Raw genomic sequence first — 26,180 nt, forward strand, 5'->3', positions numbered from 1 at the left:
TTATTGAAAACCTTTTGAATGGAATTTTTTGAGTTCTGATTGAACGGAATCCCGGATCTGTAGCACTTGGGAATTGTAACCTTTGAACATGTTCAAAATTACATTCCATGATCTTGACTGTTTGGAAATTCTATTGATAAACTTCTCGTCAGTCGCCATGGCTTCGAAATCATAGTAAGGTATGGAAACAGCTGAATCGGTTAATGCATTTTCAAAACGATACCGAACATAAGCTTCGAAAACTTGACTGTTTTGCATTTGTGCATCCCGATTCGCACGGTTTACATCGATAATAAATTCCCGGTAATCTGCTAGACTGGAGAATGCGTTTCGAATCCATTGATTTTCAATTAAGTTAATTCCACTTGCACTAATCATCTCAATATAGGTTCTAGAATCCTGAATGGTGACATAGAATTGGTGGTACTCATTTAAGTATCGGTCAAAATGTTCTTTTTCTGATTTCGGCAGGTCTTTGGCTTCCAGGGCTTTCTGCACCATGATTGAACTTATTAATTTTCTTTCTGCACCTTTCAATGAATTGTCCACATCTGCGAGTATCAGGTCAATGTCCTCATTCAGTCGCACCAAATAGCTGTATGATTTGATTTTGTCCTTGCGTTGTTCATTCCAGTTATTCACTTGCAAAGCAATCAAAATCCCGATTACTACGAGGAAAATTTCTCCGATGGCGTATTTGAGGTAGTTACCTGCTTTGTTTTCCTCGAGGAGTTTTTGTCGGATTTTTCGGAAGAGGGATATCATTGAAGATGCATTTTTGTCAGGGACCTTATTTTAGAAATGGATTGAAGCGCACTTTCTATACGTGTTATAGACCCTTCCCGATTATCCTGGAATAATTTGAAAAGAACAATGGAAGAAGGATTCTCAAAGAATGTTTTAGAATTGACTGGTTCACAGAAATCCAACCATTTGAAATCTAAAAAGTCTTGTTTGATTACAGGTCCCCAATCGATAGCAAAGGAGTTTTCAACATCTTGCAAACTTTGATATACACCGAACAAATCCGCATCATAATAGGAAATCAAAGACAGCTGAAGTTCTTTATCAGAAATCGTTTCTATCCCTTTTGCCTTCAAAACCTCAAAAGCACTGGATTGTGATTTAAATCGTTCAAAAGAAATAATTTTCCCCATCCAGAAGTTTAAGCTATCGTCATAATTTTTCAGCGTTACTTGCTCCAGAAGACGGTCTGTCAATTCAATTGCCTGTTTGGCTTTAAAAAGTTCTCCAGATAACATAATAGAATCTTGTTTGAGGTTTTGATCGATCAGAAATAAAATCTCATGTTCAAACTTTTTGGTCTTTCGACCTTCGTTCCAGTTGTTGATTTGCAGGGCAATCAAAATCCCGATCACCACCAAAAGGATTTCTCCGATGGCATAGAACAAGTATCGGGTAACCCGATTTTCGGCAAGGAGTTTTTGACGGATTTTGCGGAAGATGCTTATCATATTATTTTTTAGAAAAAAGCTCTAGAACCATATTTGATTTATCCCTGATGACAATTCGTTGTTGACTAGCAATTCTGCTCAATTCACCACTCCAATTCATCTTATTGTGCAGATGGTGCAATCCTTTGATTTGATCTTCAGGGTTGATTTTGGTGCCAAGAGTTGAAAAAAAAGAACTGGGATGGTCATCCATATCCAAGAAGCCACTCGCACTCAAATCTTCTGATATGATGTAGTCAATTATTTTTTCAAACATGATGATCGTAAAATCTTGCTGCGCAATGAGTTCAGCCATGGCACTGCGCTGGTTATCATTGAGAAAATGAATGTTGCCGGAGGATTTCATATCCTCAAAAGAATGTCGGTTGGGGAGGTATCTAAATCTATTTAAAGGTGTTCGAAGAGCACTGTCTACAAAGACTTCTAGGGATTGACCTCCTTGGTTAAAAAACCCAAAATAGCGATCAATATTTTCCACATTTTCTTTTCCCAACCCATCCGCTAGTTCATCAAGATGTTTAAGGTCCGATTCAATATCTCCCTTGATTCTAATGATGTACTCGTTTCGTCTGATATTGTCTAATCTTCTCTGATTGGCATTGTTGACCTGCAAGGCTATCAAAATCCCGATGACAACAAGCAGGATTTCACCCAAAGCATAAGCAAGATATCTTGTTATCCGGTTTTGAGAGAGGAGTTTTTGGCGGATTTTTCTGAAAAGTGAGATCATGGCTATAGCGTATTTAGGTAATCGCTGAGCTTTTGTGTTAGTTCTTCCTCCCTCCTTAGGATTCGTTGGAGATAGTTGATATGCACACGGTGCGAGCGCGCTATATTCTTCGTTTCGTATTCAAATTCTTTAGAATTCAAGATCTTGCCCAGAATCTGCTCAAATTCCTTATCACTGACTTTTAGGTTGATTTCATTAATTTTATTAGCATCTAAGCCCTCTTCTGATTCCTGATCTAATATTTCCAGAAGCATATCTAAGTTAATTGCATCAATACCAAGAGGTAAATATCCTTTCCACAGGCGATCAATATATTCATCAAACCACTCATTCGGGATTTCGCCATAAAAAGTCCTGATTTCATTAAAGAGCTCCCTATCTTGAATGATACTTGCATTGCCAGAGCTGATCAGATCTTCAAAAGTAGCGTCATGTATTCTTGGTCTGTTGGTCCGACCAATCAATTGAATTCCCACCACAAAACGAGATGTATCTTCAAATACCGGTTGTTCAGAAGTAATTATATCATAGACATTCAGTGACACCTTCAATCTCAATTCCGCATTAATTTTTTCTTGCCTAATATGAGCCTTGTTCTTGGTCAAGTCCTCAATTAACCGGCTGATATATTCTTTTTCCAGCGATTTTGCTTTGTTTTGCTCATTCCAGTTGTTCAGGGCAAAAGCCCCGAGAATACCAATGGTAATGACCAGGATTTCAAGGATGTATTCCGGCCATTTTTCTTTGAAGGTTGTGAGGATTCGTTTCATTGCGAATGTCTTTTTTATTTGGTTTGATGGATGATTTCCAAAGCCAATGTGTCCAATGATTTATAGTGATTCAGCATTTCAGTATTCCAAAACAGTTTCCCCTGGTATAAATTCTCAAACTCCAAATCTTTAAATACTTTATGATAATCTCCATTGAAAAGCGCTGATTTACTATCAACACTCAGGTTATTGTAAGTATTCAGGTTTTGCATGGCTATATTTTTATATAAATAGGGAATCAAAAGTGTGGTAGCCTGCATATCCTGATTTTTAAAATCTTCATCGGCGTCTTCCAGTAATTGTAACCATTTAAACAGGTTCTTTTTAAGTGATGGGTCTCTGACTAGTTTTAGCCTTCCTGAACTGATCAGCTCTTTTATAGAACTATTGGCAGGGTTGTAATTTCCATATTTCAAGGATTTACTGATGATACTGTCCATGTTGGTTTTTTGAAATTCATCCTGATCGGTGTTGATAAATCCCAAAACAGTTCTCACATAACTATTGGCATTTTCTAAATCGGCTATGCGTTCTTTTAAAACAATTCTGTTGTCCGAGAATTCGGAGTTTATCTCTTGCATTAGCTTGATACTTTCATTATTGGATTTTCTTTCTTCATTCCAGGTATTTACCTGCAAGGCAATCAGAATCCCGATCACGACTAGAAAAATCTCGCCCGCAGCATAAGCCAGATATCGGGTGACTTTATTCTCCTGAAGGAGTTTTAGGCGGATTTTGCGAAAGAATTTTAGCATAACAACATTGGATTTGGAGTTTGGGGGAGACTTGATTCTGAATCAGTCCAAAATATCCGTTTATTTTTCATTTTGTAATTTTTCAAGTGTTTGCTGAGTACTCAAAAGGGCTTTATCTATTGCTTGGGATCGTATTTTGTTCATAGTGATTTTGAATTTGATAAGTGCTTGTATTTGTTTCTTTGAATAGCCGGCAGATTCAATTTCCTTTAATTCGATGGTCAAATCGGAAATGGTAAAAGGTTCGTAACTAATCCCGCATGAAAGAAAAAATGGTGTTACCTGGGAACTCCAAAAATCATCCAGGTATGTTGAAGTAACAGATACATCCCCTAGTTCCTTTGCCAAGGTCCTGAAATCATCCATCAAGAATTTTTTTCTGACCAAAACATCTGAATTTTTGATAATAATTTCATCCAAAATTGGAGAATCAATGAAAAAGAACAGATAGTCGAAAGCATCGCTGATTTCCTTTTGTGAGAAGCTGGTAACATCACTATCAAATTTGTTCAAAAGCATCAATTCTAACTCAGCGTATTTTTGGCTTTTTTGAATAATCTCTTTGAGTTTGATTTCCCGGTTTGAAAGTTCCTCTACGAGTGAAGCCATGATCACTTTTTCATTAGCTATCTTAGTCTGCCTGTTGTTCCAATCGTTGATATTGATGGCTATTAATATCCCGATCACCACGAGGAAGATTTCGCCAATGGCATACAAAAGGTAATTTTTAACCTTTTGTTGTTCGAGTAGTTTTTGGCGGATTTTTCTAAAGAACCTTATCATTTACAGAGTTCTTTTAGCTGATTGTATACTAACTCCATTTCATCCAAAATCTTAGTATAATTTTGTTTTATCCGGTCACTCATTTGTACAAAAATCACAAGGTCATTTCGGAATTGCTTATAGTATTTAGAATCATTGTCTAAATGCCAATCAGTAGTGGGAAGTGTGGCCAAGACTTCCGGTCCTAATGCCGCTTTTGCATAATCAGATTCATGAAATCCGGTTGCAATTTCATCGTCATAAGAAAAAGCTCTTTCTAGACTTTCATTGCGATTTACCTCCAATTGAAATAATAGATTATCAAGCTCAGCATAATAGCGCAATAAATTTTGTTTTAAGGAACTGTTTTTAATGAGGCTTAATTTTCCAGAGGATGTAATATCTGTAATAGCCACTTTACTCGGTGCAAACGCATTGGTTCTTAATGCTTGTATATAATTGTCTATTAGGTATGCTTTGGATTTATTTTTTTGAGGTAACTCCAACAATAATTTTTTACTGATTTCTATTTTATAATCTGATTCTTTATAAAGTCTGGCGATATTTTGTCTGTCCAATTCAAAATCTTCAAGTAGCTTGCAGTAAAAGTCATTCTCGGAAATTCGATCTTTTCGATTTTCATTCCAATTATTAATCTGCAAAGCAATCAAAATCCCGATCACCACCAGCAGGATTTCACCGATAGCATATTTGAGGTACCTGCCTGCCGGCAAGGCAGGGTTACCTATCTTGTTTTGCTCAAGGAGTTTTTGGCGGAGTTTTCTGAATAAACTAATCATAGGCTAAATCTTTTTGAATCATCGAAAGGGTTGCTTCGCACTGTTGCAAGGCTTGATCGACAGCCGTCAATTGTGTTGCAAGAAAATTCATAAAGGTTTGATTTACATAAATTTATCTTCCAACAAATCCTGGATTTCATCCGCGGTAGGGCTAGATGTTCTCTACTTTTTGGCTGACATAATTAAGAACCGATTGCGATTTGCCCTGTCCGATCTTTAGTTTTAGAATCAAGTCATCATAAGTATTGTAAAGCGAGACGATTTGTCTTCGCAGCGTAGGGTTTGAAATCAGGTTAAGACCATTGTTTGAGAGTTCGTCCACCGTGGTGGAATTCGGCACAAAATCGTTCAATAGGTTATACTGCCTTGAAAAATGCGCATTCAATGAATCCAGGTCCGTTACGTTTCCTTTCATATAATTTTCAAAAACTCTTTTGTAGCTGACGGCAATAATTAATTTCTCTTTTATTTCCTTCAGACGAAGGGAGTCAGATATTAAGTCCTGTTGAAGGTTGTTAAAAAAGGCCTGCTCCCGTTTTGCATTTTTATTGGCTTCATTCCAATTATTGATACTCAAGGCGATTAGTATTCCGATTACCACGAGGAAGATTTCGCCGATTGCGTACTTGAGATAGTTGCCTATCATTTTCCCTGCCTTGCCGGCAGGCAGGTCTTCGAGAAGTTTTAGACGGATTTTGCGGAAGAATTTTAGCATAGAGTTTCGTTTTTCTTAATTAATTTCCCAAAGCTGCATTTCATAGTCAGTTTAGTTTATACTCCATCTGTATCAATTCCAATAAGTGAGCTGCGTCAGACTTTAAAGATTCCGCTCGGAGGCTATTGCCTTTGGTCATTTTGGATAAGTAGTGGATCTGAAAAGCAATCTCATTGATGACCCCAAAATCATGCGTGATCAATTTTGGATTGGTGGTCGGCATCACGAATTTCATATTTGCATCCATGGTCTTATTCAATTCTGCAGAATGGAAGACCCTTCCTCCCATTTCGCGGAAGGTGGATTTGGTTCTGTTGTCATTTTCGTCCCATTCCTCCAAAACCTTCACTTTTTTCTCATATTTAAGCAATTCATTGACGACGTTTCTTTTCCGAAGCAGCCGAAGGTTCCCGGCATTTTTCAGCTGCTGAATGGTGCCATCTGAATAGATAAATGCCTGTTCATTGAACACCTGCCGGGCTAAAAAGTAAATCTGATTTCCTACTGAGCTCCGCTCTTCTGATAGGATCATTCCTGCCAAAGAATCCATCAGTACACTTTTTTCTTTTCGGAATGAGGTATACAGACTGAGATTTGTTGTATCCGTTTTCAAGTCTTCTATCAAAGAGAGGATGTATTCTTTTTCAATCTTTTGGACACTGAGTGATTCCCGATAATTCTCCGCAAGGAATCCACAGAAAACAGCTAGAAAAAGCATAAAGAATTCTTTGAAATAAGATTTATAGTTCTTCTTTGAACCGGAAGCCAGAAGGTCTGATGATTGACTTTCCAGAGATTGTATTTCAGGGATAGGTTGATTGCTTTCCATGATTTATTCGATGTTATATTCTTCTTTCAAAAGCAAAATCAACTCATGGGCCTGTCTTTTAATCATTGGGTAAGTTTCTGATAAGACGAGCGTAAAATAGAATTTTCTGTTTTCCAGACTATTGGCAAATTCGTTTAAAAGATCTTTACCGCTGTTTTGTAGTGGCATCAATCCATGCATCAACGAATCAGCGGTCTCATTTGCTCTACTAGGAAGTAGAGATGAAAAAGGTTTATAATGATAATTATTCAAAATCCTGCTTTTGATTTCCAAAGTTGTGTTTCGCTTTATCCTGTCTGCATCAATCAATCCGCTGATATAGCCTTGTCTCGAATAATATGCACTGATTTTATTGACCAATTCGGCATTTTTAAAATACCTGAGATTTCCAGATTGGGTAATTTGAATGAGGGTTGCTTCATTCCAAGTTGTAGTGGGTGAAAAAGAAACCATCTGAGCATTGTAGTAGAATGAACCTTTTACCATATTTTCTGAAATTCCCTGATGGACTAATTCACTGATCCTGTCCATGCTCTTTAGTATTACATTGTTTTGTCCGATTACATCATTAATCATAATCGTATCGTTTTCAAGATCCTTGGCCAGAGACTTTGCGTATTCCTTTGCGTAGATTTTCTCGCTTTGACCATCCCTATAATTTTCTGCCATAAATCCGCAAAACACCGCCAGGAAAAGCATCAGAAATTCTTTGAAATAAGAAATCAAGTTTCTCTTTGGAGATATAGGTTGCAAAACGGAAGATTTGTTTTCGGTGGGTTTTACTTCTGGGATTTGTTGTTTTTCCTCCATATCCTATTCTAGGTTATATTCCTTGTTTAGTAAATTGATCAGCCGGATTGCTTTATCATTTAATTGTGCCAGCCTAGTCTCAATTATGAAAGTGCTTCCTTTCAATTGGTGAATACAAAAGGCAAGGTCTTGTTGTAGAGCAGGGTCATAAGAACGAAGTGGCGGATTGTTCTTTGGTCTTTGAATTCCATTGGCAGTCACCATCTGATCAAAAACAAAAGGGTTGAAGATCTGAGAGATAACAGGGAAGGCATTGTACCTTTCTGTGCGATCATCTTCATGGTTGGTGATTAACCTTTCCACCATTTTTTGATACGCCATGATGCTATCTGTGGCCTGTTCGTTTCGGATCAACCGCAGCGCACCTGAATTTTTCAACTGCGCAAAGGTTCGGTCATTGTTTTGAAACCAGACACTTCTCACCAGGCTTCTTCCGAAAAAATACAGCTCATTTTCATGTCCTTTAATGGTTTGATTACTAAGCAAAAGCATGAAAGAGTCCATTTGTATCATCTTCATTTTCCTATAATCCAGGTTTCTTTTGATATTCGCGGTATCAGATTTTAAATCTTCGATATAGGATTGGATGAACTGCTTTTCTTGCTGCTTTTCGACCATATTTCCCCGATAATTTTCTGCCAGAAAACCACAGAAAACTGCCAGAAACAGCATGAAAAATTCCTTGATGTAAGAACTCCAGTTTCTCTTCCTCAGGGAGCTGATCACCTCTTTGTTGGAGAGGTCTTTTTCAGTTTCGGGGGCTTGATTTTCTTCCATCTGCTTAATTTTCCAGTGTGACAAACAACTGCGATCGGATCAGCCAATTCCCGGAGGCTTTGGTCCATTGAGCGGAGTACTTCCCCTTGACCACAGGTTCTTCCGAATTTTCATGATATCCTTTCCAGGTACCTGTTTCCCAGGCCAACATGGTTTTGGAATTGACAATCACCTCATCAGGAGTTCGGATCCAATACATTCTCGGCCCTTTGAGGGATTTGAGGTAGATTTCCTGTTCTTCTTTACCCGAGATCAAAACTCCCAGTCCGGTGGTAATAAATGCGTCCTCTGTCGAATAAGTGGCGTTCAGATCCGCATCAAATGCCTGAAGGGCCTGTGTAGAGGCTTCCCGCTGGGCCAGAATCTGAGCTACCTCAGCCTCCTGTGCGAATGAGAAAGTGACTAACAAAAGTCCTATCAAAGAAAGTAGTGTTTTTTTCATGGTTATCTGTATTTACTATTTGATTCCTTCCCCTTGTTTCGGAGAGGGAGAAACTATTCCAACCTGTTTAGAAAATTTGTCCCATTCCAGCAGGAGCTCTTGGTATTTTTCAGGCTTTGCTTCTTTCAGATCCTGCTGTTCGGATAGGTCAGTTTCCAAATTATAGAGCTCGAAGTTTTTCAATTCAAAAGGTCTTTCAGTATTCAAAAGCTTCCAATTCCCCTTTCTGAGCATGGCGTAGCCATTGTTCTCCATCCCAAAAACATAATTTTGTGCGTGAATTGCTTGTTTTTTCCCTGTCAAAACCGGTAAAAGTGACGCTCCGAGAAGAGGTTTCACCACTTTACCATTCCATTCTGCAGGATAGGCAGCATCCGCTACTTCATAAAAAGTAGGTGCCAGATCCAGCAGAGTCAAAAAGGAATCATTGATGCTTCCTTTATTTTCTACTCCGGGACCGCTGATAATCAAGGGCACATTCATTCCCCCTTCGGTTGTGAATCCCTTGTAATATTTGAATGGAGAAGACCCCGCCTCTGCCCATTGAGGGCCATAGGAAATAAAAGAGTTTGGTTTACCCATATCGGCATAGGCATCGGTATGGTTTTCTCTAATTAGATCTTTAAAACCAGCTTCGTAGTAGAAATCCTCGGCTGCCGCGCCATTATCAGACATAAAGACGATCAGAGTATTTTCGTAAACACCGATTTCTTTAAGGTATTGAATCAGCCGGCCGATGTTGTAGTCCAAGTTGTCCACCATTCCGGCATAGAGTTCCATCTTTCGGGCTTCCATTTTTTGCTCTTCCGGAGAAAGCGAATCCCAGGCTTTGACATTTGGATGAGAAGGAGGCAAGAGTGCATTTTCAGGAATCATCCCGGCCTTCTTCAGGCTTTCAAAGCGTTGGCGCTTGAGTTCCTCATAACCTGCATCATAGCGGCCTTCGTATTTTCTCCAATATTTTTCGTCCACCTGAAGCGGCCAATGGGGAGAAGTGTAGGCGGCAAAGGTGAAAAAGGGTTTACCATCTTCGGCATTGCTTCCGATATATTCGATGAGTTTGTCGGTGTAAAAATCTGTGGAATACGCTCCTTCCGGCCATTCCGCTTCAGTCCCATTTTCGTAGTATTTTGAAATAGGAGCTTGGGGAAGGATTCCAAAATTATTGTAATGATTGGCTCCTCCCTGGGGTGTGATAAAGAACTTTTCAAAGCCTTTGTTATCGGGATGGTGCTCCGGCTCGGCCCCTAGGTGCCATTTTCCGGCCATATAAGTATGATATCCCTTTGTTTGGAGCAGCTGCGGAATGGTGATGATTCTTTCGCTGAGATATCCTTCATATCCTGCAACGCCCTCTCTTCTTCCCTGTATCCCCATTCCGGCGACATGATTGTTATTTCCGGTCAGGAACATCGCCCGACTGGTGGCACAAAGAGGAGAAGAGTGAAAGCGACTGAAGCGAATGCCCTGATTGGCAAGTTCATCCAGATGAGGAGTGTCGATATCACCTCCAAATGAGCCCAAATCTGCATAGCCCAGATCATCGGCGACGATCAATAGGATATTGGGAGGCTTAGGGGGCGATATTTCTTGTTGGCAGGAAAACAGTGTGCAGCCAAAAATAGCTGTCAAAGCAAAAAGATTTGATTTATTTTTCATGGTTCATCCTTTTTTCAAATTTGACAGATTGTTAGTAAGCCTTAAACAAAAACCTGAATTGGGATAGAGGATTTACCTTTTCCCGAAATACCATAAATGGTCAATCTGAATTAATTTTCCATTTTCTAAATGCTTTTCCCAAGAAATAAATCAGCGTCAAAATCCCGATCAAAATCACTATGCCCTGTTTCTCCGGAGTGGATAGGTTGGACAAGAAAAAAAGAATAATGCCGGCTGAAAGGATTGGAACAGTGTATCCAAAAGGAATCGTAAATCCTCCCTTGGTTAACTCTTTCTTTCTTCGAAGTCCAATGACCGAAATCGATACACCAAAATAAACCATTAGCATGCTGGAAGCAGAAATGACAGCCAAAGCTCTGAATCCTCCGATGTTGGCAAGGGTAAAGCCGAGACCTGCATAAAGCAAGATTGCAATGTAAGGTGTTTTAAATTTGCGGTGGATAGAGGCCAACTTGCTAAAAGGAATCACACCATCCCGGGACAATCTAAATATCACTCTGGGATTATTGAGGATTTGCCCACTGATCATTCCAAACATGGATACAGCAGTTCCGATAAAAAGCAATGTATATCCTGCAGGACCGAAAACTATCTTTGATGCCTCTGCCAAAGGCGCTTCTTTTAGATTTGGTAATTCACTTCCTAAAATTCCTTGGGAAACCAATTGGACCATTACGTAAATAAGAAGGACTCCTAAAATCCCTATTAAAATCGCACGAGGCACAGTCTTTTGGGGATTCTTGATTTCACCTCCTATGGACAATCCCGCATCACCACCCATAAAGGCGAAAAACAAAATCAAAGATGTCTCTCCAAGCTTTTGGATGGTTGGTTCAGTTTCCCAAGCAAAATTGACCCATTGTACATCTTTCCAGCCAATGGTAATTAACAGTAAAATGGGTATGAGTTTGGCTACTGTGGTGAATTTTACCAATCCGATTCCTTGTTTGACGCCAATGACATTCAAACTCGCCAAGCCCGAAAAGAGAATAAATAAAGAGAAAAATCTGATCGTTGAATTTTTGAAAATGGGAAAAATAACACCCAATATTTCCAATAAAGCATTGGAAACAGCAGCATCTGCTAAAATGCTTCCCATCAGGTAGAATATTGAAACCAAAAACCCCGGATAAGCACCAAGTGCTGTTTCCACATAGGCATATGACCCCCCTGAATGAGTGACTTTACTTCCAACTTCTGCAAAACAAAGCATGATCAAACCTATCAGCAGTCCGCAAAATAGATAAGCCAGCACCCCGGAAGCGCCCATGGTTTCGGCGATGATGGCGGGCAATACAAAAATCCCTGCCCCAATCATGACATTGACAATATTAGCCGAAAGTCCCCATACACCTACTTCCCTTTTTAATCCTTCTTGGGTGGTTTTCATGATGGTTTAGAAATGGGAGAGGATGGAGTTTTTATCATGTTTAAGTTAAATACCAATGCAATTTTTTCAAGTATTTAGGCTTTGTTGAAAAGAATCGAACGGTGATGAATGCATTTGGGGTTAAGATAAATAAATCAATGGTTTAACACCGATGAGTTAGGACGAAATACATGGATTTCTTCCCCAATGAGGGGATTTATTGTCCGAAGGAGGAATTTTGGAGAAAAAGTGGATTCAGTTTAATCCGAAGTATTTGTTTTGGTTGATTTAATTTCAGTCAAATGGGATACTGAAATTCAACTCCTCCAGAGTTGAAAAAATTAGGGACTGATTTCAATTTTAACCCCACATTGCAATGTGGGGCTAATCGAATTGATTCCCCTTGGGAATCAAGATGAACCAATCAATTGCAAAGTGTTCTCTGTATTTCCCCGTCACGTCGGCAAACTATTAAGGAATCAATCATTTGATCAGAATTGAAAAAAATGATTGACATCATGTAGATTCCTGATCAACCCTCAAAAATTCCCCAACCACAAAGTGCCATCCTGGCGGCAGAAAGGGTTGAATACGATTAGATATATATATTATAGAATGTGTAGATAGGAAACGAATATTCCTGTAATCCCTCAACTACAAAGTACCTGCCTGACGGAAGGCAGGGTTAAAATTGATTAGCCACACATCGCAATGTTTGGATCGAAATTGATGTTTCCATTCATCCATCAACCTCAAAGTGGTTGAATTCGATTAGCCACACATCGCCATGTGTGGTCATGAAATCACGGCATGTATTTATCTTTTCAACCCTAAAGGGGTTGAATTTGAAAGACCTTTCCTAACTTATCCGTTTAATTTAACCCACGTATGAATTCCATTTTTCAATTCAATTAGCCAATACGTTCCTTTAGCAAAAGGAAAATTAATTATTAAGGAGTTTTTTTAATAATCCTATCCTTTCGTTTTAATAACATCTTCAAGAATCTTTATCAATTCCGTAGTATCCTCTTTTATTTCTTTGAGCATGATGATACAATCTTTATTGATCCAATAATGAATTGCGGCATTGCGCAGGTAGATTTCCTGATTTGCCCTTAGGTCATCAGCCAGTTTTTCTATGGATTTGTCCGGAAAAAGGAATGAGGTAATAGCAGTATCAAAAATTAAAGCATCAGTATGGATAAATAGCGGTGCATCAATCGGCATAGCCCAATCAGCATTTATCTTATAATCCCATTCTACCGCTTGGTAACTTTGGTAGTGGGTGACAATCTGGTCTCTTAATCCGGTATCTTTTATGATTCCGAGGTTTCCGGTGCTGGACAAGTCCTCATAGGTGGAAATGGAAGGATTGAAACGGGGATAAAGTGAACCATAAATCAAGAATTCTCTTGCACTTAGGACTAAAAGAGAATCAGTGCAATCCTTGTCCTTGAATGCATTGCTCAGATTGGCGATTTTCTGATTGTTATTTTCCAGCCGCTCAATTTCGGCTGCGAAAGTAAGCACATCACTTTTGTTTTCCTGGATCAATCTGTTGAGGTATGATTTTTCCTGTTGGTCAAGTTTTCTGTTTTCATTCCAGTTATTGATCGATAGCGCAATCAATATCCCGATGACTACCAGGAAGATTTCGCCAACGCCGTATTTGATATAATTTGCAATCTTTCCTTCATGCAAAAGTTTTTGGCGGATTGTTCTAAAGATTTTTAGCATCGCAAAAATTTCGGTTTGTTATAACATCAATAAATTATCTAGGAAGACAGTTTCAATCATTCTAATCCTGATTAAGTTGGTATTCCTTCCCTACCTCTTCAATGAGCGTTTCAGCTGCTTCTTTAAGCCAAGAAACGTAAAAATTGTAGTTCTTCAAGTCTATTTGAAATTGTGCAATCTCGTTGAGATAGTCGTCTAATTTCAATCCTTCGGATTTTAGCAACTCTAGTTGCCCCATCTTAAGTAAATCGGTGTACTCATAGTCAGGTCCGAAGCTAACATCATCTATAGCATCAAAGGATTGAATGTAATCATTAAGACCTCTGAACCTGATAAACTTCCTTTGCATGGTTTTCATATTTATAAGACCAGTTTCTGGAGCAAATTCCAACACAGCAAAGGATTTTCTTTCATAATAGTCAGAAAGGTCTTGGACCAATTGTCTATTGTCAATTAGCTGGATAGTTTCCGAGTCAATTAATTGGTCATAGCCAGATCTATTCAGAGTTACTTGGTGTAACCTTGTCCATATTTCAAAGCGAAGTAATAGGCGTTAACAGTTTCATCATTTCCTTCAATAGCATTGGATATAGATATTCGCAGTGAATCCAATCCCATAAGCCGATCGATATTCCTGCTTCTATTCCTTTCGCATCTAACGATATCGTATTTTAAATTTTCTATGATCTCCTTCATCGTGGACAATTCTTGAGCACGTGCTTTACGTCCTTCATTCCAATTGTTGATCGATAGCGCAATCAATATCCCGATGACTACCAGGAAGATTTCGCCAATGCCGTACTTTAAATAGCCGCTTATCTTGTTTTCTAGTAAGAGTTTTTGGCGGATTTTTCGGAGGAAATTGATCATATCATCGTGTAGTTAAGGATTTCAGGAATTAGTACTGTCCCTTTAGGGACAATATATGGGTAGAATTTAGAATGAGAGTAAAAGCTGGCGTGCCGTAGGTACGCAATATGTATTTACCAAATTGCCAAGTATATCCCGTACCTAAAGGCACGGATTGGGTTTCTCCAATTGTTTGTTTACCCATATAAAGTCCTTAAAGGGACTACTTTACCGAAGGACCAATTGGATTTCGCCAATGGGATATTTTAGGTATTTGCAAATCTTGTTTTTCTCAAGGAGTTCTGGCGGATTTTTCATAATTATTTGATTATATCATAATTAGTAAAATTCATATAGCGATTAAATTCAAGTTTTTCATTGATTCAACTTTAAATCCTGTGCCGCTACTATCTGCCACTTTTTATCTCTGTATATCCAGGTATCGGTCCAGATATTGGTAGTGCTGGTAGAGTCGGCTTTTTTTGTCCAAGTTTCATTACCCTGGGCAACAGCAGCCTCTCCATAAAATCTTATGGTAACATTGAAAACCTTGGGTTTGTAAGATCGGTTTGCTTTCATTTTAGACTCACGAATCAGGGTTTGTTTGTCATAAAGATCACCCCTTAAACTTACCCCGACAAAGTCATCTGCTACAATCCTATCAATTACTGAAGAGTCGCCCTCATTTATCGCTTCTGCCCATTCTTGTGCAGATTTTAAAATATACGTGTTGGCTGCTTCATAATCTATTTTCTGGGAGCAAGAGGAAAGCGTTAGACCTGTTAGAATTATTAGAAAATTTGATTTTATTTTCATGGATTTTTTGTGAGAATAGGGGTATTAATTTTTGAAATTATGTTTAATCCACAAGAACATCCTGATTTTTGAGCGCAGCCATGCCTCCAAGAATCAACCAATTGCCATCCACTTTTTTCCAGGTATGGGTAAACTTATATGTCTCTTTTCTGACTACTTTATTGTCTTTGTCTGTCCAAAAATAATCTGTGTCGTAGAATACCATCACCACATCCTCTATGGCATTTGAGGCCTTTTTGTGAAGGGTATAACTGTATTTCAGATCGGGGTCTTTATGCAAATCAGGTATCCAACTGGCAATTTTGCTTGCGTCAGACACTCCATCCCCAAAACCCGGATAGCCAATAAAGTCATCGTGCCAGAGTGTTTTATAGGGCACGGTGTCAATATTCTGAACATATTCCCAATAGAGTTCTTCCATGTGCCAAGCTTCATCTTCCAGTTCTGTTTTGCTGAGGGAGGGTACAGGTGTTTCAGGGACAGAAGAATCTTTATTGTCCGGGCTGCAGCTTGTAATAAGGAGTGAAACAAGTACTGCGATAACGGAGTAGAGTATTGATTTTAAATTTTTCATATTCTTATATTTTTTTCCCAATGTTTTTGAGTTTTTCTAAATGCTGCCTCTGGAGAAGCAGCCTAACGATCCGGTTGAACTAGTTGTCATGCTTCTCCTGAAGCAGGAAAATAGGAGTTATATAAATGCTGCTTCTAGAGAAGCAGCATAACGATCCGGTTGAAATGGTTGTCCTGCTTCTCCAGAAGCAGGGCCATAGTTTTCTGAAATCTGCTTCTGGAGAAGCAGCATAACGATCCGGTTGAAATGGTTGTCCTACTTCTCCAGAAGCAGGAAAATAGGAGTTATATAAATGCTGCTTCTGGAGAAGCAGCCTAACGAAGAAAGGCTGAGAAATTTGAGTAGTTTCATATTACTTTGTTCTTGTTTAAAATTTTTAGCAGGAAATAAAGCAATGTCAAAATCCCGATCAGGATCAAAATGCCTTGGATTTCCCGTCCGGATAAGTTGGAAAGAAAATAAAGAATAATGCCTGCAGAGATAATTGGAACGGTATATCCAAATGGGATTTTGAATTCCCCTGTACCGTTATCTTTTGTTTTGCGAAGCTGAATCACAGAAAGTGACACCCCAAAATACACCAACAACATACTCGCGGAGGCGATGACGGCCAATTGCCTAAATCCTCCCAAGGAAGCTATGGTAAAACCAAGTCCTGCATAGAGCAAAATCGAAACATAAGGGGTTTTGAATTTATGGTGGATGGAGGCCAACTTTGCGATTGGAATCACCCCATCCACTGCCAACCTAAAAAACACCCTCGGCAAATTCAGAATCTGACCGCTAAGCATCCCAAACATCGATATACCAGCCCCAATAAAAAGAAGGGTATATCCTACAGGACCAAAAACAATCCGGGCAGTTTCTGCCAAAGGAGCTTCTTTGAAGTTGGTCAATTCATTGCCCAACACTCCCTGAGAAACCGTCTGGATCAGGATATAAAGCAAAAGCACAAAGGAGATTCCGATGAAAATCGCTCTTGGAACGGTCTTTTGGGGGTTTTTGATTTCCCCTCCTATCGTCAGTCCGGCATCTCCTCCCTGAAAAGCAAAAAACAAAATCAATGAAGCCTCGCCAAACTGTTGGAGGGTCGGGGCTGATTCCCAGTATAAATTGGCCAGTTGGACGTCCTTCCAGCCAATCGTCACCAACAACAGCAGCGGGATCAATTTGGCGACAGTATTGATTTTGACCAAACCGATTCCCTGTTTGACTCCGATGACATTGAGGGTAGCCAAGCCTGCAAAAATCACAAACAGGGTCAGAACCCTGACATACTGATTTTTGAAGATGGGAAATACCAATCCTAAAATTTCAACAAGGGCATTGGACACTGCTGCATCCGAAAATATGCTGCCCATCAGCAAAAATATGGCAGCCAAGAAACCGGGATATGGCCCAAACGCCGTCTCTATATAAGCATATCCTCCGCCAGAGTGGGTGACTTTACTCCCGGCCTCGGCAAAGCACAACATGACCAAGGCAATCAAAAACCCGCAAAACAGGTAGGCAATCACTGCTTGGGTCCCCATGATCTCGGCAACAATAGCCGGCAAAACAAAAATCCCCGCCCCGACGATGATATTGACAATATTGGCCGAAAGCCCCCACACCCCTACTTCTCTTTTTAATCCTTCTTGGGTGATTCTCATAAAAATTTTGAAATTTTAGCAAACATGGATTTTCAACTTTTTCAATGTAAAGGAATCCAAGAAACAGCCTGCAGGTGAAAAGAAGGGAGCTTGTTGGTTTTGATCAAATTTTTGAGAAATGCATCTGCTGATAAGATAAAAAAATCAGCGGTTCCTTCAGGTCAATCTAGGACGAACTGTATGGATTTTTTCCCCAATGAGGGGTTTTATTGTCCGAAGGAGGGTTTGCAATAAAATGGAATTCAACTTGATCAGCAAAATTTGATTTGGTTGAATTTTGGACTTGCATGTATTAGATTTTGAAAATTAACTTCTTATTGGCGGCAGAAAGGCTTTCAGAGTTGGGAAAAACTTGAAAATAAGATCCTATTCCATCTAAAAAATCACAAAGTGCATGACTTATGGAAGGCAGGGTTGAATTTGATTAGCCATACCAACGCAAAGCGGGGAGCGACTTCGCGCTCCCCGCTTCATATATAAACCGCCGTAACGTCACCTCAAGCCTTTCTGCATCAGTTGCAGGATCCCTGGGAGGAGAGGGAGTTGTTGTAATTGTCGAGATTCGATGCGAGGGCGAGCATTTGAGCGCGGACAGGGCTGTTCATGGGTAGCGCGGCCACCTGCGCAGGAGTATAGGTGTTGAGCTGTGCCTCAGCTGCGTTGAGTTCAGCGGAGACCGCAGATGGATCGGCACCGCTCAGCACATTCAGCTTCGCCGCCATGAAATGGTGTGCGAGTTGGTAGTAGGCATTCCTCGCGGGTGCCGTGTTGAACACTTGAAGCCAGGTCGAACCGCTGAGGTAGAACGGCGTACTCGCGCCGTTTGACAGTAGGGCCCACGTCTCATCATACTGGGCAGGACCGAACTCTGAATGTGTCTTCCAGTATCCAGGACCATGGTAGCATTCATAGGCAATCTGTATATTCCAAGAACCGGAGTTGTCTCCAAAAAAGGAATCATTGACATAGAAAACCACTTCTCCGCTTCCAGTCAACTGTGTGGGCCCTGTTCCCACAAACTGAAGGTCACCTCCACCAACACGCGCAACAAGAGAAACTACCGGAAAACCGTTAAAGGAACCCGCATCGGGACGTCCATTAGGGGTAGCCGGGTCACCAAGACCTGCAAAGTAAAATCCTACCTCTCCTGAAGCAGTGATAAGAGCAGGAACACCCTCGTTCAGTATAAATCCGGTGGCAAGTCCCTCAGACATTGTTCCTAAAATGGTATATTGGTCTGTAACTTGAACTCTCGCCGAATTCAGGTCCGTCAGGCTTGAACTTTCCTCTTGGGCTGTAAAACCATTTTTGAGCAGGAGATTGTTTTCCAGATTTTGATTTGGTTGTGTGTCGGTCATACTTTCCATTCCACAGGAAGTCATGAATACAACTGCTAGTAAAGGCATTAGAATTTTTTTCATAGTTCTTCTATCTAAGGTTAGTGGATAATTATTTAACAGCCTAAGGCTGATACTATATTTAAAAATAGGAAAATCAAAGGTCCAAATAGCCAATCTAGGACGAACTGTATGTATTTTTTCCCCAATGGCATGGATTATTTTTCGGGGGAGCTATAGAGGGAAATTGGATTTTTGATTAATCTGAATTATTTGTCGGGATTGAATTCTTGATAGCTAATCTTTTCTAAATCCAAACTTCATAATTTTAGCCCTTGCTACCATCCGGTTAGTTTTATTAAACTTTATTCTGACCCCTAAAACAAAAAACTGGCAAGGATTTACTCCTTGCCAGTTTCTCAAAAATGCGACCGCTTAATTGACTTCGCTAAGCACAAGTCGCAGTAATTTTTAAATAATTAAAAAGCCCGAACCGCACGAACTCTACTGCTGAAGTCCTTATCGCCGATGTCCTGTAAGCCATTGCTGAAGAACTGCCTCCAAGCGAAGAATGCACTGCTCTCGAAGGAACTCCAATACCAGGCAATAGCAAAACCGCCAATTGCCTCTCTATTCAGATAAAGTTTGTTCAACTCATCTCTGCTGGGTAAATACCAATCGCTATAACCATTTAAATCTAAATCGTTAGCTATATTAGCTGCGATGCCTGCATCTGGACAACCGTTCACTATAGCGTTGGTATTAGCTTCACCTGTTCCTATTGCTGTACTTGTACCACCAATTAAAGCTCCAAAACAACCCCATGCAGCACCTGCGCTTTGGTCACTTGGAGCAGCTATTATGCCGTGGGTTTCACCTGCCACATAGCCCGGGTCACCCGGCTGTAAGATATATGCAATCTTACCTCCCTGGTATGCATCACCTATTTTCAATGGTGGAGGCAGCTCGCAATTGATGGTCACCTCAGCAGAGGCCTCGAGATTGGTGTTGGTCCCGTCGAGGTACGCTGTGTTCGTATATGTCTCGGTGTAGACCCCGTCCGTGTACTGGCTCGGGTCGGCCGGGCAGGTGAAGATCTCCGGAAAGATCTCGACGGTGGTACTCGAAATCAGCTGGGAGTAACCGAACCGCGGATCGCTCAACGTGACGAAGTCGTCGCCGATCAGGTTATGGGTGAAGATCACGCCGGCGGTTGCACCGGCGGAGGTCGAGCCTGCGCCCACGTCGAAGGTCACGGTGGCCGTGTTCAGGGTCGCGCTGCCATCCGTCGGAGCGGCGGAGTAGGCGCAGGTCGTCGTGCCATTGGCAGCAACCGTGCCCGTGTTGTCACCCGTTCCTGGGCACGTGATGACGGCAACGGTGCCGTCATCGAGCACGTCGGCAAGGGTGAAGGGCACGGCGAAGCTGTTCGGGTTCGTGACCGTGATGGTCCCCGTCACCGCGTAGTTCGCGGAGATTCCGGACTTGGTGGCCGTCACCGTCCAGTTGGAGAGAAACTCGTCACCGGGGGCGCCCGTGTGGCTGCCCGGGCTCACGGTCTTGGTGAGCTGCCAGTTGACCGTCCGGTCGTAGGTGCCTGCCGCGGTCTTCACCACCGTAAGGGGAGGTGCAACGACAGAACAAACAGGTATTAAGGCATAGCTTTCGCTAAAGGTGATTGGCGTGCCCAATCCCTCCTGTACCACGCTAAAGGCAATCTCATCGCATCCGGCCCAGCCCTCAGCAAGCGGCACAGTATGGCTGACCTTGCTGCCTGAGCTCACATCTGTGTATTCCATTATATTGCCGGCAATATCAATCGTAATGGTGGCCTTTGCATTAGGAGGAGGTCCGGCAGTGATGGCATAGGTCACTTCCACTACAAAATAGGTTTCGGTGTTGTAAGCGGAGTAGCTGACCGATTTTGTGTTTCTGCCAACCCTTAGCGTAGCCACGTCGGAAACAGAAAAGAAAACTGAACCTCCCGGTTCAATACAATCACTTTCACACGATCCGGCCGCAGCTAACCGCATGTTTTTGTTTAATATATCTGTGCCAATCCCTTCACTGAGGAGGTCTTCGGCCGTGATTTCCTGATCGGGCTGCATGTCGGTCACGCTTTCCATTCCACAGGACGCCAGGAATAAAATGGCGAAGAACGGTAATAGGAGTTTTTTCATTGTTTTTAGATTAAGGTTAGAAAAGGATTTGAATATCCACTTGAACAATGTTCATTTCTCAAGATATATAACTCAGTGGTTCAAGCCCGCTGACTTAGGACGAAGTGAATGAATTACTTCCCCAATGAGGGGTTTTATTGTCCGAACGAAAATTGTCTACCTCGAGAACTTCAAAGCGGGAAATATTCCTTCACTAGCATTTTAAAATTGTAATAAATGAATGTTGGAAATTAAAAATATATGATTTAAGTTGTTGAATAGAAGCCATTTGAAAACTAATGATTCACCCAAAGTTTTACCTCTTTTTCATTTTTTTTACTATCTCTTTCCTTTGCAAAGGTCAGGAAGTCAAAATCACGCCCATGCCTTTCCAATTTGATCCATCACTCACCAATATTGTAGGAATGTGCCAAGACGATAACGGCTTTATCTGGCTGGCTGATAACTATAATGGTTTGATTAAATACGATGGGACCAATAAAAAGTATTATAAGTCCAAGCCCAATGACAGCAACTCGCCCCATACTAACATGCTGGAATGCTTATATGCAGGCAAGGGTGGGATTATTTGGATTGGGAGTCAACATGAGGGATTGGATCGATTCGATCCGGTTTCCGAAACGTTTACACATTTTGAAAATGATCCCACCGATCCGCACAGTCTTCATGACAATCAGATACAATCGTTATTGGAAGATCGCTCAGGCACCTTATGGATTGGGACGGGCAAAGGACTCGATACTCTGGACAGGAAGACGGGGCATTTTGTTCATATCCGAGACGATACACCTGCCGGTCGCCTTTTGGACGAAATTATGGTAAGAAGTATTTACGAGGACCGTGCCGGACGGATTTGGATTGGTACAGGAAACGCTTTCGATCCCAGTGATCATCCTGCATCAGGCTTGTACCAATTTGAAAAAGAGACTGGTTTGATCACACATTACAGGCATGATGAGAATGATCCAATGTCGCTCATCAGCAACCTGATACGGGCTATCTTTGAAGACAGCAAGGGAAATTTTTACGTCGGTTCCGATGGGGATGGACTCCATATCATGGATCGGGAACAAGGAACATTTCAACGATTGCCCAACGTCCCAGACAACCCAAATGCACTTTCCCGTCCACCCGTAAATGCAAATGCGTCCTATGCAGTAGATCATATTACCTTTATCAATGAGGATTCCCAAGGGGCTATTTGGATTGGTACCTATGCCGGAGGAATTAACCGCTACAATCCGAAATCGAAGACCATGGAGTATTTTGGTACTTCCGGAATCGGATCCTATCATTTGGAAAAAAACTACTTTTGGACTTTGTTGAAAACCAAAGATAATCTCCTGTGGGTTTCAGGCTGGGAGCCAGAGACAGAGAATCAGGTACTTTTTCAGATCTCCACCTTTCAAAATCATTTTGATCATACCCCTATTGGAACACGGGCTTTGGTATTTGCCCAAGACCAAGAAGCTGGCGTTTGGATTGGTACCGAGAAAGGACTTTTTGGCCATGACATGAACCAATCGGAGGATAGTTTTTTCACTTATGTCCGCAATACATTGGGATCAGTAATTATCTGGGATTTGAAATTTGACAAAGCGGACAATTTATGGGTTGCCACGCTATGGCGCGGAGCGTACTTTTTCGATCGGCAGGCAATGACCTATAAGGTATATGGACCGGAGGAGCAGGGTAAAAACGGACTTTCCTCTTCGATGCCCCAAGTAGTGTTGCCAATCCCGGATGGCAATGCTTGGATAGGCACAACCGGAGGGCTTGACTTATTTAATTCAAAAAGTGGAAAATTCACACATTTCACTCATGATCCATCCAACCCTCATAGTATAAGTTCAAATGCTGTGTACAGGCTACTTCAAGATTCCAACGGAAAAATTTGGGTAGGTACGAGTGATGGTCTTAACCTTTATCAGGAAGAATCGGTAGATTTTGAAAGGTTTTTGGATAAGTCCGGTGTGCCTGTTATCGGAATTTATGAAGATAGCAAAAAGCGAATTTGGGCCAGTTCCTACAGGTCAGGGTTCTTTTTATTAGATCCGGAAACAGGAATTTTCAATCCTTACTATGACAATACTGGTTTGATTACAGATTTGCTCCTCATCACCGGCTTGGTAGAGGATGAATCAAAATTGCTTTGGTTATACACAGATATTGGGTTCATCCGCTTGGATCCTGAAACTAAAAACGCAGCCCTATTTGGGAACAGTTGGAAAAAACCAAGTGATTCAGGATTTTACTCTTTAAAAGCATTTATTTCCAAAAATAAAGAGGTTTTTGTCGGAAATGCCACAGGCTATTTTTCTTTCATGCCAGCAGAATTGGAAAACCAATATCTAATCGAACCTGCCCCTTATTTATCAGCTTTTTTTCTAGGAGATCGTACTATTTCATCTCAAACAGATAAAAAAATCCTACCAAAACCTCTCAATGAAACCAGTGAAATACAGTTGCCTCACCATCAGAATACCTTTACGTTTGAATTTGGCAGTATTGATTTCGTGACATTGGAGTCTGAGAAAAACCTTCGATATAAGCTTGACAACTATGATAAAAACTGGCGGAGTGGAGCAGCACACACAGCGGATTATTATGCATTACCTCCGGGAGAATATATTTTTCATGTCCAGGCTACTAACAGATATGGAAAAGTGGGGCAGCGATCAATTTCAATTGTTGTGATGCCTCCATGGTTTACCCAATGGTGGGCTTGGCTTTCCTATTCTTTGTTGCTGTTTTTAATGCTTTATTGGGTTTATGGTTTCTTACTCCGCAGAAAACTTGCACAAGCAGAAGTCATCAGGCTCCAAGACCTCGATCAGGTCAAAACCAGGATTTACACCAATTTGACCCATGAATTCCGTACGCCATTGACAGTGATTTCGGGTATTGCAGATCATATATTGTCCCAACCTTCGATTGAGACTATGAAAGAGGGACTTCCAATGATTAAAAGGAATAGCGCCCAATTGCTCAGACTGATCAATCAGATGCTGGATCTATCCAAACTTCAGTCGGGTAAGTTGTCCGCAAAAATGATCCATGACGATATCTTGGGTTATCTCAAATACCTGACTGAGTCTTTTCATTCCCTGGCTGATTCCAAAGATATTCGTCTGCATCTACTCCCCGGTTTTGACGAGTTGTACATGGATTTTGATCCGGAGAAAATTCAGGCCATTTTTTCCAATCTGGTAGGAAATGCTGTAAAATTCACGCCCCCGGGAGGCAATATTTACATTAAAATGGAAAAGATCACTTCCGGAGAAATGGAGGAATTTTTGGAAATCAAAGTGAAGGATACCGGCAAAGGAATCCCTTCCCAGCATTTACCTTACATTTTTGATCGATTTTATCAGGTGGATGATTCGGCTACCAGGTCAGAAGAAGGGACAGGAATCGGCTTGGCCCTCACCAAAGAACTTGTCCAATTGATGACGGGAACGATCGAGGTCAGTAGCCAGGTTGGATTGGGTTCAGAATTTACACTTAGACTTCCCATACGGAAGGAGGCTCCAAAAGGCAATGCCGGCGAATTGGCACAACAATCGCGGCCAATTGACACTGGTTTGGTGAAGGCATCTGCTTTTGGGGCCGAGGAAGATTACAATGAAAGCCTCCCGCTTGCCTTGCTGGTAGAAGATAATGAAGATGTTTTAAGCTATCTGGAGCTTTGCCTTCAAGGAAAATACAGAATCCAAAAAGCCAGAAATGGCCTTCAGGGAATCCAACTCGCCATAGAAATGATTCCAGATATCATCGTCAGTGACGTGATGATGCCTGAAAAGGACGGATACGAAGTCGTCGAAAGGCTAAAAAAAGATGAACGGACCAGTCATATTCCTATCATCCTACTTACTGCAAAGGCAGATCTCGAATCACGATTGGAAGGGCTTGAAAGAGGAGCTGATGCCTACCTTTCCAAACCCTTTGAAAAGAACGAGCTGGAAGTACGACTGAGGAAATTGATTGAGGTACGACAAAAGCTGACAGCGCGCTATGGGACGGTCGACCCTGTGGGGACACCCGAAACTCCCGCTGAAATACAAGAAGATGCGTTCCTGAGAAAGCTTCGCTCCATCGTAGATGCGCATTTGGATAGTGAGGAATTTGGCATTGGCGAGTTATGCAAGGAACTGGCTGTTAGCCGGACCCAGCTTCATCGTAAGCTTAAGGCCCTGACCAATAAATCCACCTCCCAAGTCATCCGGGCGATTCGAATGCAGGAAGCAAAGAAACTTTTGCTCAATCCGGCCTTGAATATTTCTGAAATTGGATATGCAGTGGGATATGGCAATCCCAGCCATTTTACGCAAGAATTTACCAAAGAATTTGGGGAAGCCCCGAGCTTTTTTAGAAAAGGGTGATACTTCGTATTAGCCTCGCTAATTTTTTCATTTGGATCTACGGAATCATGCCAGTAAGCTAATTTTATTTTGCTTCACCTCGACTTGGCTCGGTGCCCGAATGTTATTGATTTAGAGGCGGGGGAGAATATGCGGCTTCGCCACATATTCTCCCCCGCCTCTGTTACGTCAAATCTCCGGTGGCTGAGCTGTGTGTCCACCGTGGCGGAAAGTCGAGGCCGTTTTGATCAACTAACAAAGTAGCGGATATACATATTTTTTCAAAGCTGATCTGAGGATTCAATTTTTATTCAATTTTTTCTCCCCAGCTAAATAAACAGACAAATTCACCTTTTCACCTGATTTGGAAAAAAGTCTAAAGCGAGTGAAACAATAGCTAAACCAATATTTTAGGCAGGTACTTACCTTGGATTCAATATAAACATAGATCGGGTAATACAAAAATCCATTGGCGTGAAATCGGCAATGGTTTTTTTTCTCAATTTCAAGCATAGCTTTTTTATAAAGGCTGATATTTCTTCCAAGCCTAACGGCTAGTTCTTAAAACTGATGGGGATTCAACTTTTTATGAAATTTTTTCCAGTTGGCTAAATAAACAGTCAAAATAGGCATTTTTATGGATTTGGAACAAAATATAAAGCATTTGGAACAATAACTACGGTTCGATCATCTCCTCAAACGTACCTTAGTTTCATGTTAATTAAGCGCTTTCGTTGACTCCATTAGAGCGGGAGTAAAG

23 protein-coding genes are annotated in these 26,180 nt (G+C 41.1%); 1 reads left to right on the top strand and 22 read right to left on the bottom strand.

Annotation, left to right across the window (positions count from 1 at the left end):
- The 22 genes from M3O96_RS01105 to M3O96_RS01210 form a co-directional block, all read right to left on the bottom strand.
- Positions 1–765, bottom strand: a complete 765-nt coding sequence (locus tag M3O96_RS01105) for a DUF6090 family protein (RefSeq protein ID WP_249717914.1) — start codon at positions 763–765, stop codon at positions 1–3.
- Positions 762–1,475 (bottom strand): DUF6090 family protein, encoded by a 714-nt coding sequence (locus M3O96_RS01110; protein WP_249717916.1) that lies wholly within the window; start codon positions 1,473–1,475, stop codon positions 762–764. Before M3O96_RS01110 ends, M3O96_RS01105 begins: the two co-directional genes overlap by 4 nt.
- Position 1,476: 1 nt before the next feature.
- A complete protein-coding gene (locus M3O96_RS01115; protein ID WP_249717919.1) occupies positions 1,477–2,205 on the bottom strand; it encodes a DUF6090 family protein in 729 nt (242 codons plus the stop codon).
- A gap of 2 nt (positions 2,206–2,207) precedes the next feature.
- Positions 2,208–2,975, bottom strand: coding sequence for a hypothetical protein (locus tag M3O96_RS01120; protein ID WP_249717922.1), 768 nt, complete (start codon positions 2,973–2,975; stop codon positions 2,208–2,210).
- A gap of 14 nt (positions 2,976–2,989) precedes the next feature.
- Positions 2,990–3,730, bottom strand: coding sequence for a DUF6090 family protein (locus tag M3O96_RS01125; RefSeq protein ID WP_249717924.1), 741 nt, complete (start codon positions 3,728–3,730; stop codon positions 2,990–2,992).
- A 60-nt stretch (positions 3,731–3,790) separates the two neighbouring features.
- Positions 3,791–4,513: a DUF6090 family protein gene (locus M3O96_RS01130; RefSeq protein ID WP_249717926.1), complete on the bottom strand. Its 723-nt coding sequence runs from the start codon at positions 4,511–4,513 to the stop codon at positions 3,791–3,793.
- Positions 4,510–5,292, bottom strand: a complete 783-nt coding sequence (locus M3O96_RS01135) for a DUF6090 family protein (RefSeq protein ID WP_249717929.1) — start codon at positions 5,290–5,292, stop codon at positions 4,510–4,512. Before M3O96_RS01135 ends, M3O96_RS01130 begins: the two co-directional genes overlap by 4 nt.
- 151 nt (positions 5,293–5,443) lie before the next feature.
- Complete coding sequence (locus M3O96_RS01140; RefSeq protein WP_249717931.1) at positions 5,444–6,007, bottom strand: DUF6090 family protein; 564 nt, start codon at positions 6,005–6,007, stop codon at positions 5,444–5,446.
- A gap of 46 nt (positions 6,008–6,053) precedes the next feature.
- Complete coding sequence (locus M3O96_RS01145; protein WP_249717933.1) at positions 6,054–6,836, bottom strand: hypothetical protein; 783 nt, start codon at positions 6,834–6,836, stop codon at positions 6,054–6,056.
- A 3-nt stretch (positions 6,837–6,839) separates the two neighbouring features.
- Positions 6,840–7,646, bottom strand: a complete 807-nt coding sequence (locus tag M3O96_RS01150) for a hypothetical protein (RefSeq protein ID WP_249717935.1) — start codon at positions 7,644–7,646, stop codon at positions 6,840–6,842.
- 3 nt (positions 7,647–7,649) lie between these two features.
- Positions 7,650–8,423, bottom strand: coding sequence for a hypothetical protein (locus tag M3O96_RS01155; RefSeq protein ID WP_249717937.1), 774 nt, complete (start codon positions 8,421–8,423; stop codon positions 7,650–7,652).
- Positions 8,424–8,427: 4 nt separating this feature from the next.
- A complete protein-coding gene (locus tag M3O96_RS01160) occupies positions 8,428–8,865 on the bottom strand; it encodes a YybH family protein (protein ID WP_249717940.1) in 438 nt (145 codons plus the stop codon).
- A 15-nt stretch (positions 8,866–8,880) separates the two neighbouring features.
- Positions 8,881–10,524 carry an arylsulfatase gene (locus M3O96_RS01165; RefSeq protein ID WP_249717943.1) on the bottom strand — a complete coding sequence of 548 codons (1,644 nt, stop codon included), beginning with the start codon at positions 10,522–10,524 and terminating at the stop codon, positions 8,881–8,883.
- 100 nt (positions 10,525–10,624) lie between these two features.
- Positions 10,625–11,935: an APC family permease gene (locus tag M3O96_RS01170; RefSeq protein ID WP_249717944.1), complete on the bottom strand. Its 1,311-nt coding sequence runs from the start codon at positions 11,933–11,935 to the stop codon at positions 10,625–10,627.
- Between the two features lie 951 nt (positions 11,936–12,886).
- On the bottom strand, positions 12,887–13,651 hold the full coding sequence (locus M3O96_RS01175) for a DUF6090 family protein (RefSeq protein ID WP_249717946.1): 765 nt from the start codon (positions 13,649–13,651) through the stop codon (positions 12,887–12,889).
- Between the two features lie 61 nt (positions 13,652–13,712).
- Positions 13,713–14,009 (bottom strand): hypothetical protein, encoded by a 297-nt coding sequence (locus M3O96_RS01180; RefSeq protein ID WP_249717948.1) that lies wholly within the window; start codon positions 14,007–14,009, stop codon positions 13,713–13,715.
- A 149-nt stretch (positions 14,010–14,158) separates the two neighbouring features.
- Entirely contained in the window at positions 14,159–14,521 is a 363-nt protein-coding gene (locus M3O96_RS01185) for a DUF6090 family protein (protein ID WP_249717950.1), read from the bottom strand.
- 354 nt (positions 14,522–14,875) lie between these two features.
- On the bottom strand, positions 14,876–15,316 hold the full coding sequence (locus tag M3O96_RS01190) for a nuclear transport factor 2 family protein (RefSeq protein WP_249717951.1): 441 nt from the start codon (positions 15,314–15,316) through the stop codon (positions 14,876–14,878).
- Positions 15,317–15,359: 43 nt separating this feature from the next.
- Positions 15,360–15,890, bottom strand: a complete 531-nt coding sequence (locus M3O96_RS01195; RefSeq protein ID WP_249717953.1) for a nuclear transport factor 2 family protein — start codon at positions 15,888–15,890, stop codon at positions 15,360–15,362.
- Between the two features lie 347 nt (positions 15,891–16,237).
- Positions 16,238–17,542 carry an APC family permease gene (locus tag M3O96_RS01200; protein WP_249717955.1) on the bottom strand — a complete coding sequence of 435 codons (1,305 nt, stop codon included), beginning with the start codon at positions 17,540–17,542 and terminating at the stop codon, positions 16,238–16,240.
- A gap of 512 nt (positions 17,543–18,054) precedes the next feature.
- Positions 18,055–18,963 carry a hypothetical protein gene (locus tag M3O96_RS01205; protein WP_249717957.1) on the bottom strand — a complete coding sequence of 303 codons (909 nt, stop codon included), beginning with the start codon at positions 18,961–18,963 and terminating at the stop codon, positions 18,055–18,057.
- Between the two features lie 395 nt (positions 18,964–19,358).
- Positions 19,359–21,059 carry a DUF1566 domain-containing protein gene (locus M3O96_RS01210; protein ID WP_249717958.1) on the bottom strand — a complete coding sequence of 567 codons (1,701 nt, stop codon included), beginning with the start codon at positions 21,057–21,059 and terminating at the stop codon, positions 19,359–19,361.
- A 362-nt stretch (positions 21,060–21,421) separates the two neighbouring features.
- On the opposite strand from M3O96_RS01210, the gene M3O96_RS01215 reads away from it, so the two are divergent.
- Complete coding sequence (locus M3O96_RS01215) at positions 21,422–25,441, top strand: hybrid sensor histidine kinase/response regulator transcription factor (RefSeq protein WP_249717960.1); 4,020 nt, start codon at positions 21,422–21,424, stop codon at positions 25,439–25,441.
- Positions 25,442–26,180 lie beyond the last annotated feature (739 nt).

The organism is Aquiflexum sp. TKW24L (assembly GCF_023502205.1).
Taxonomy (GTDB): Bacteria; Bacteroidota; Bacteroidia; order Cytophagales; family Cyclobacteriaceae; genus Cognataquiflexum.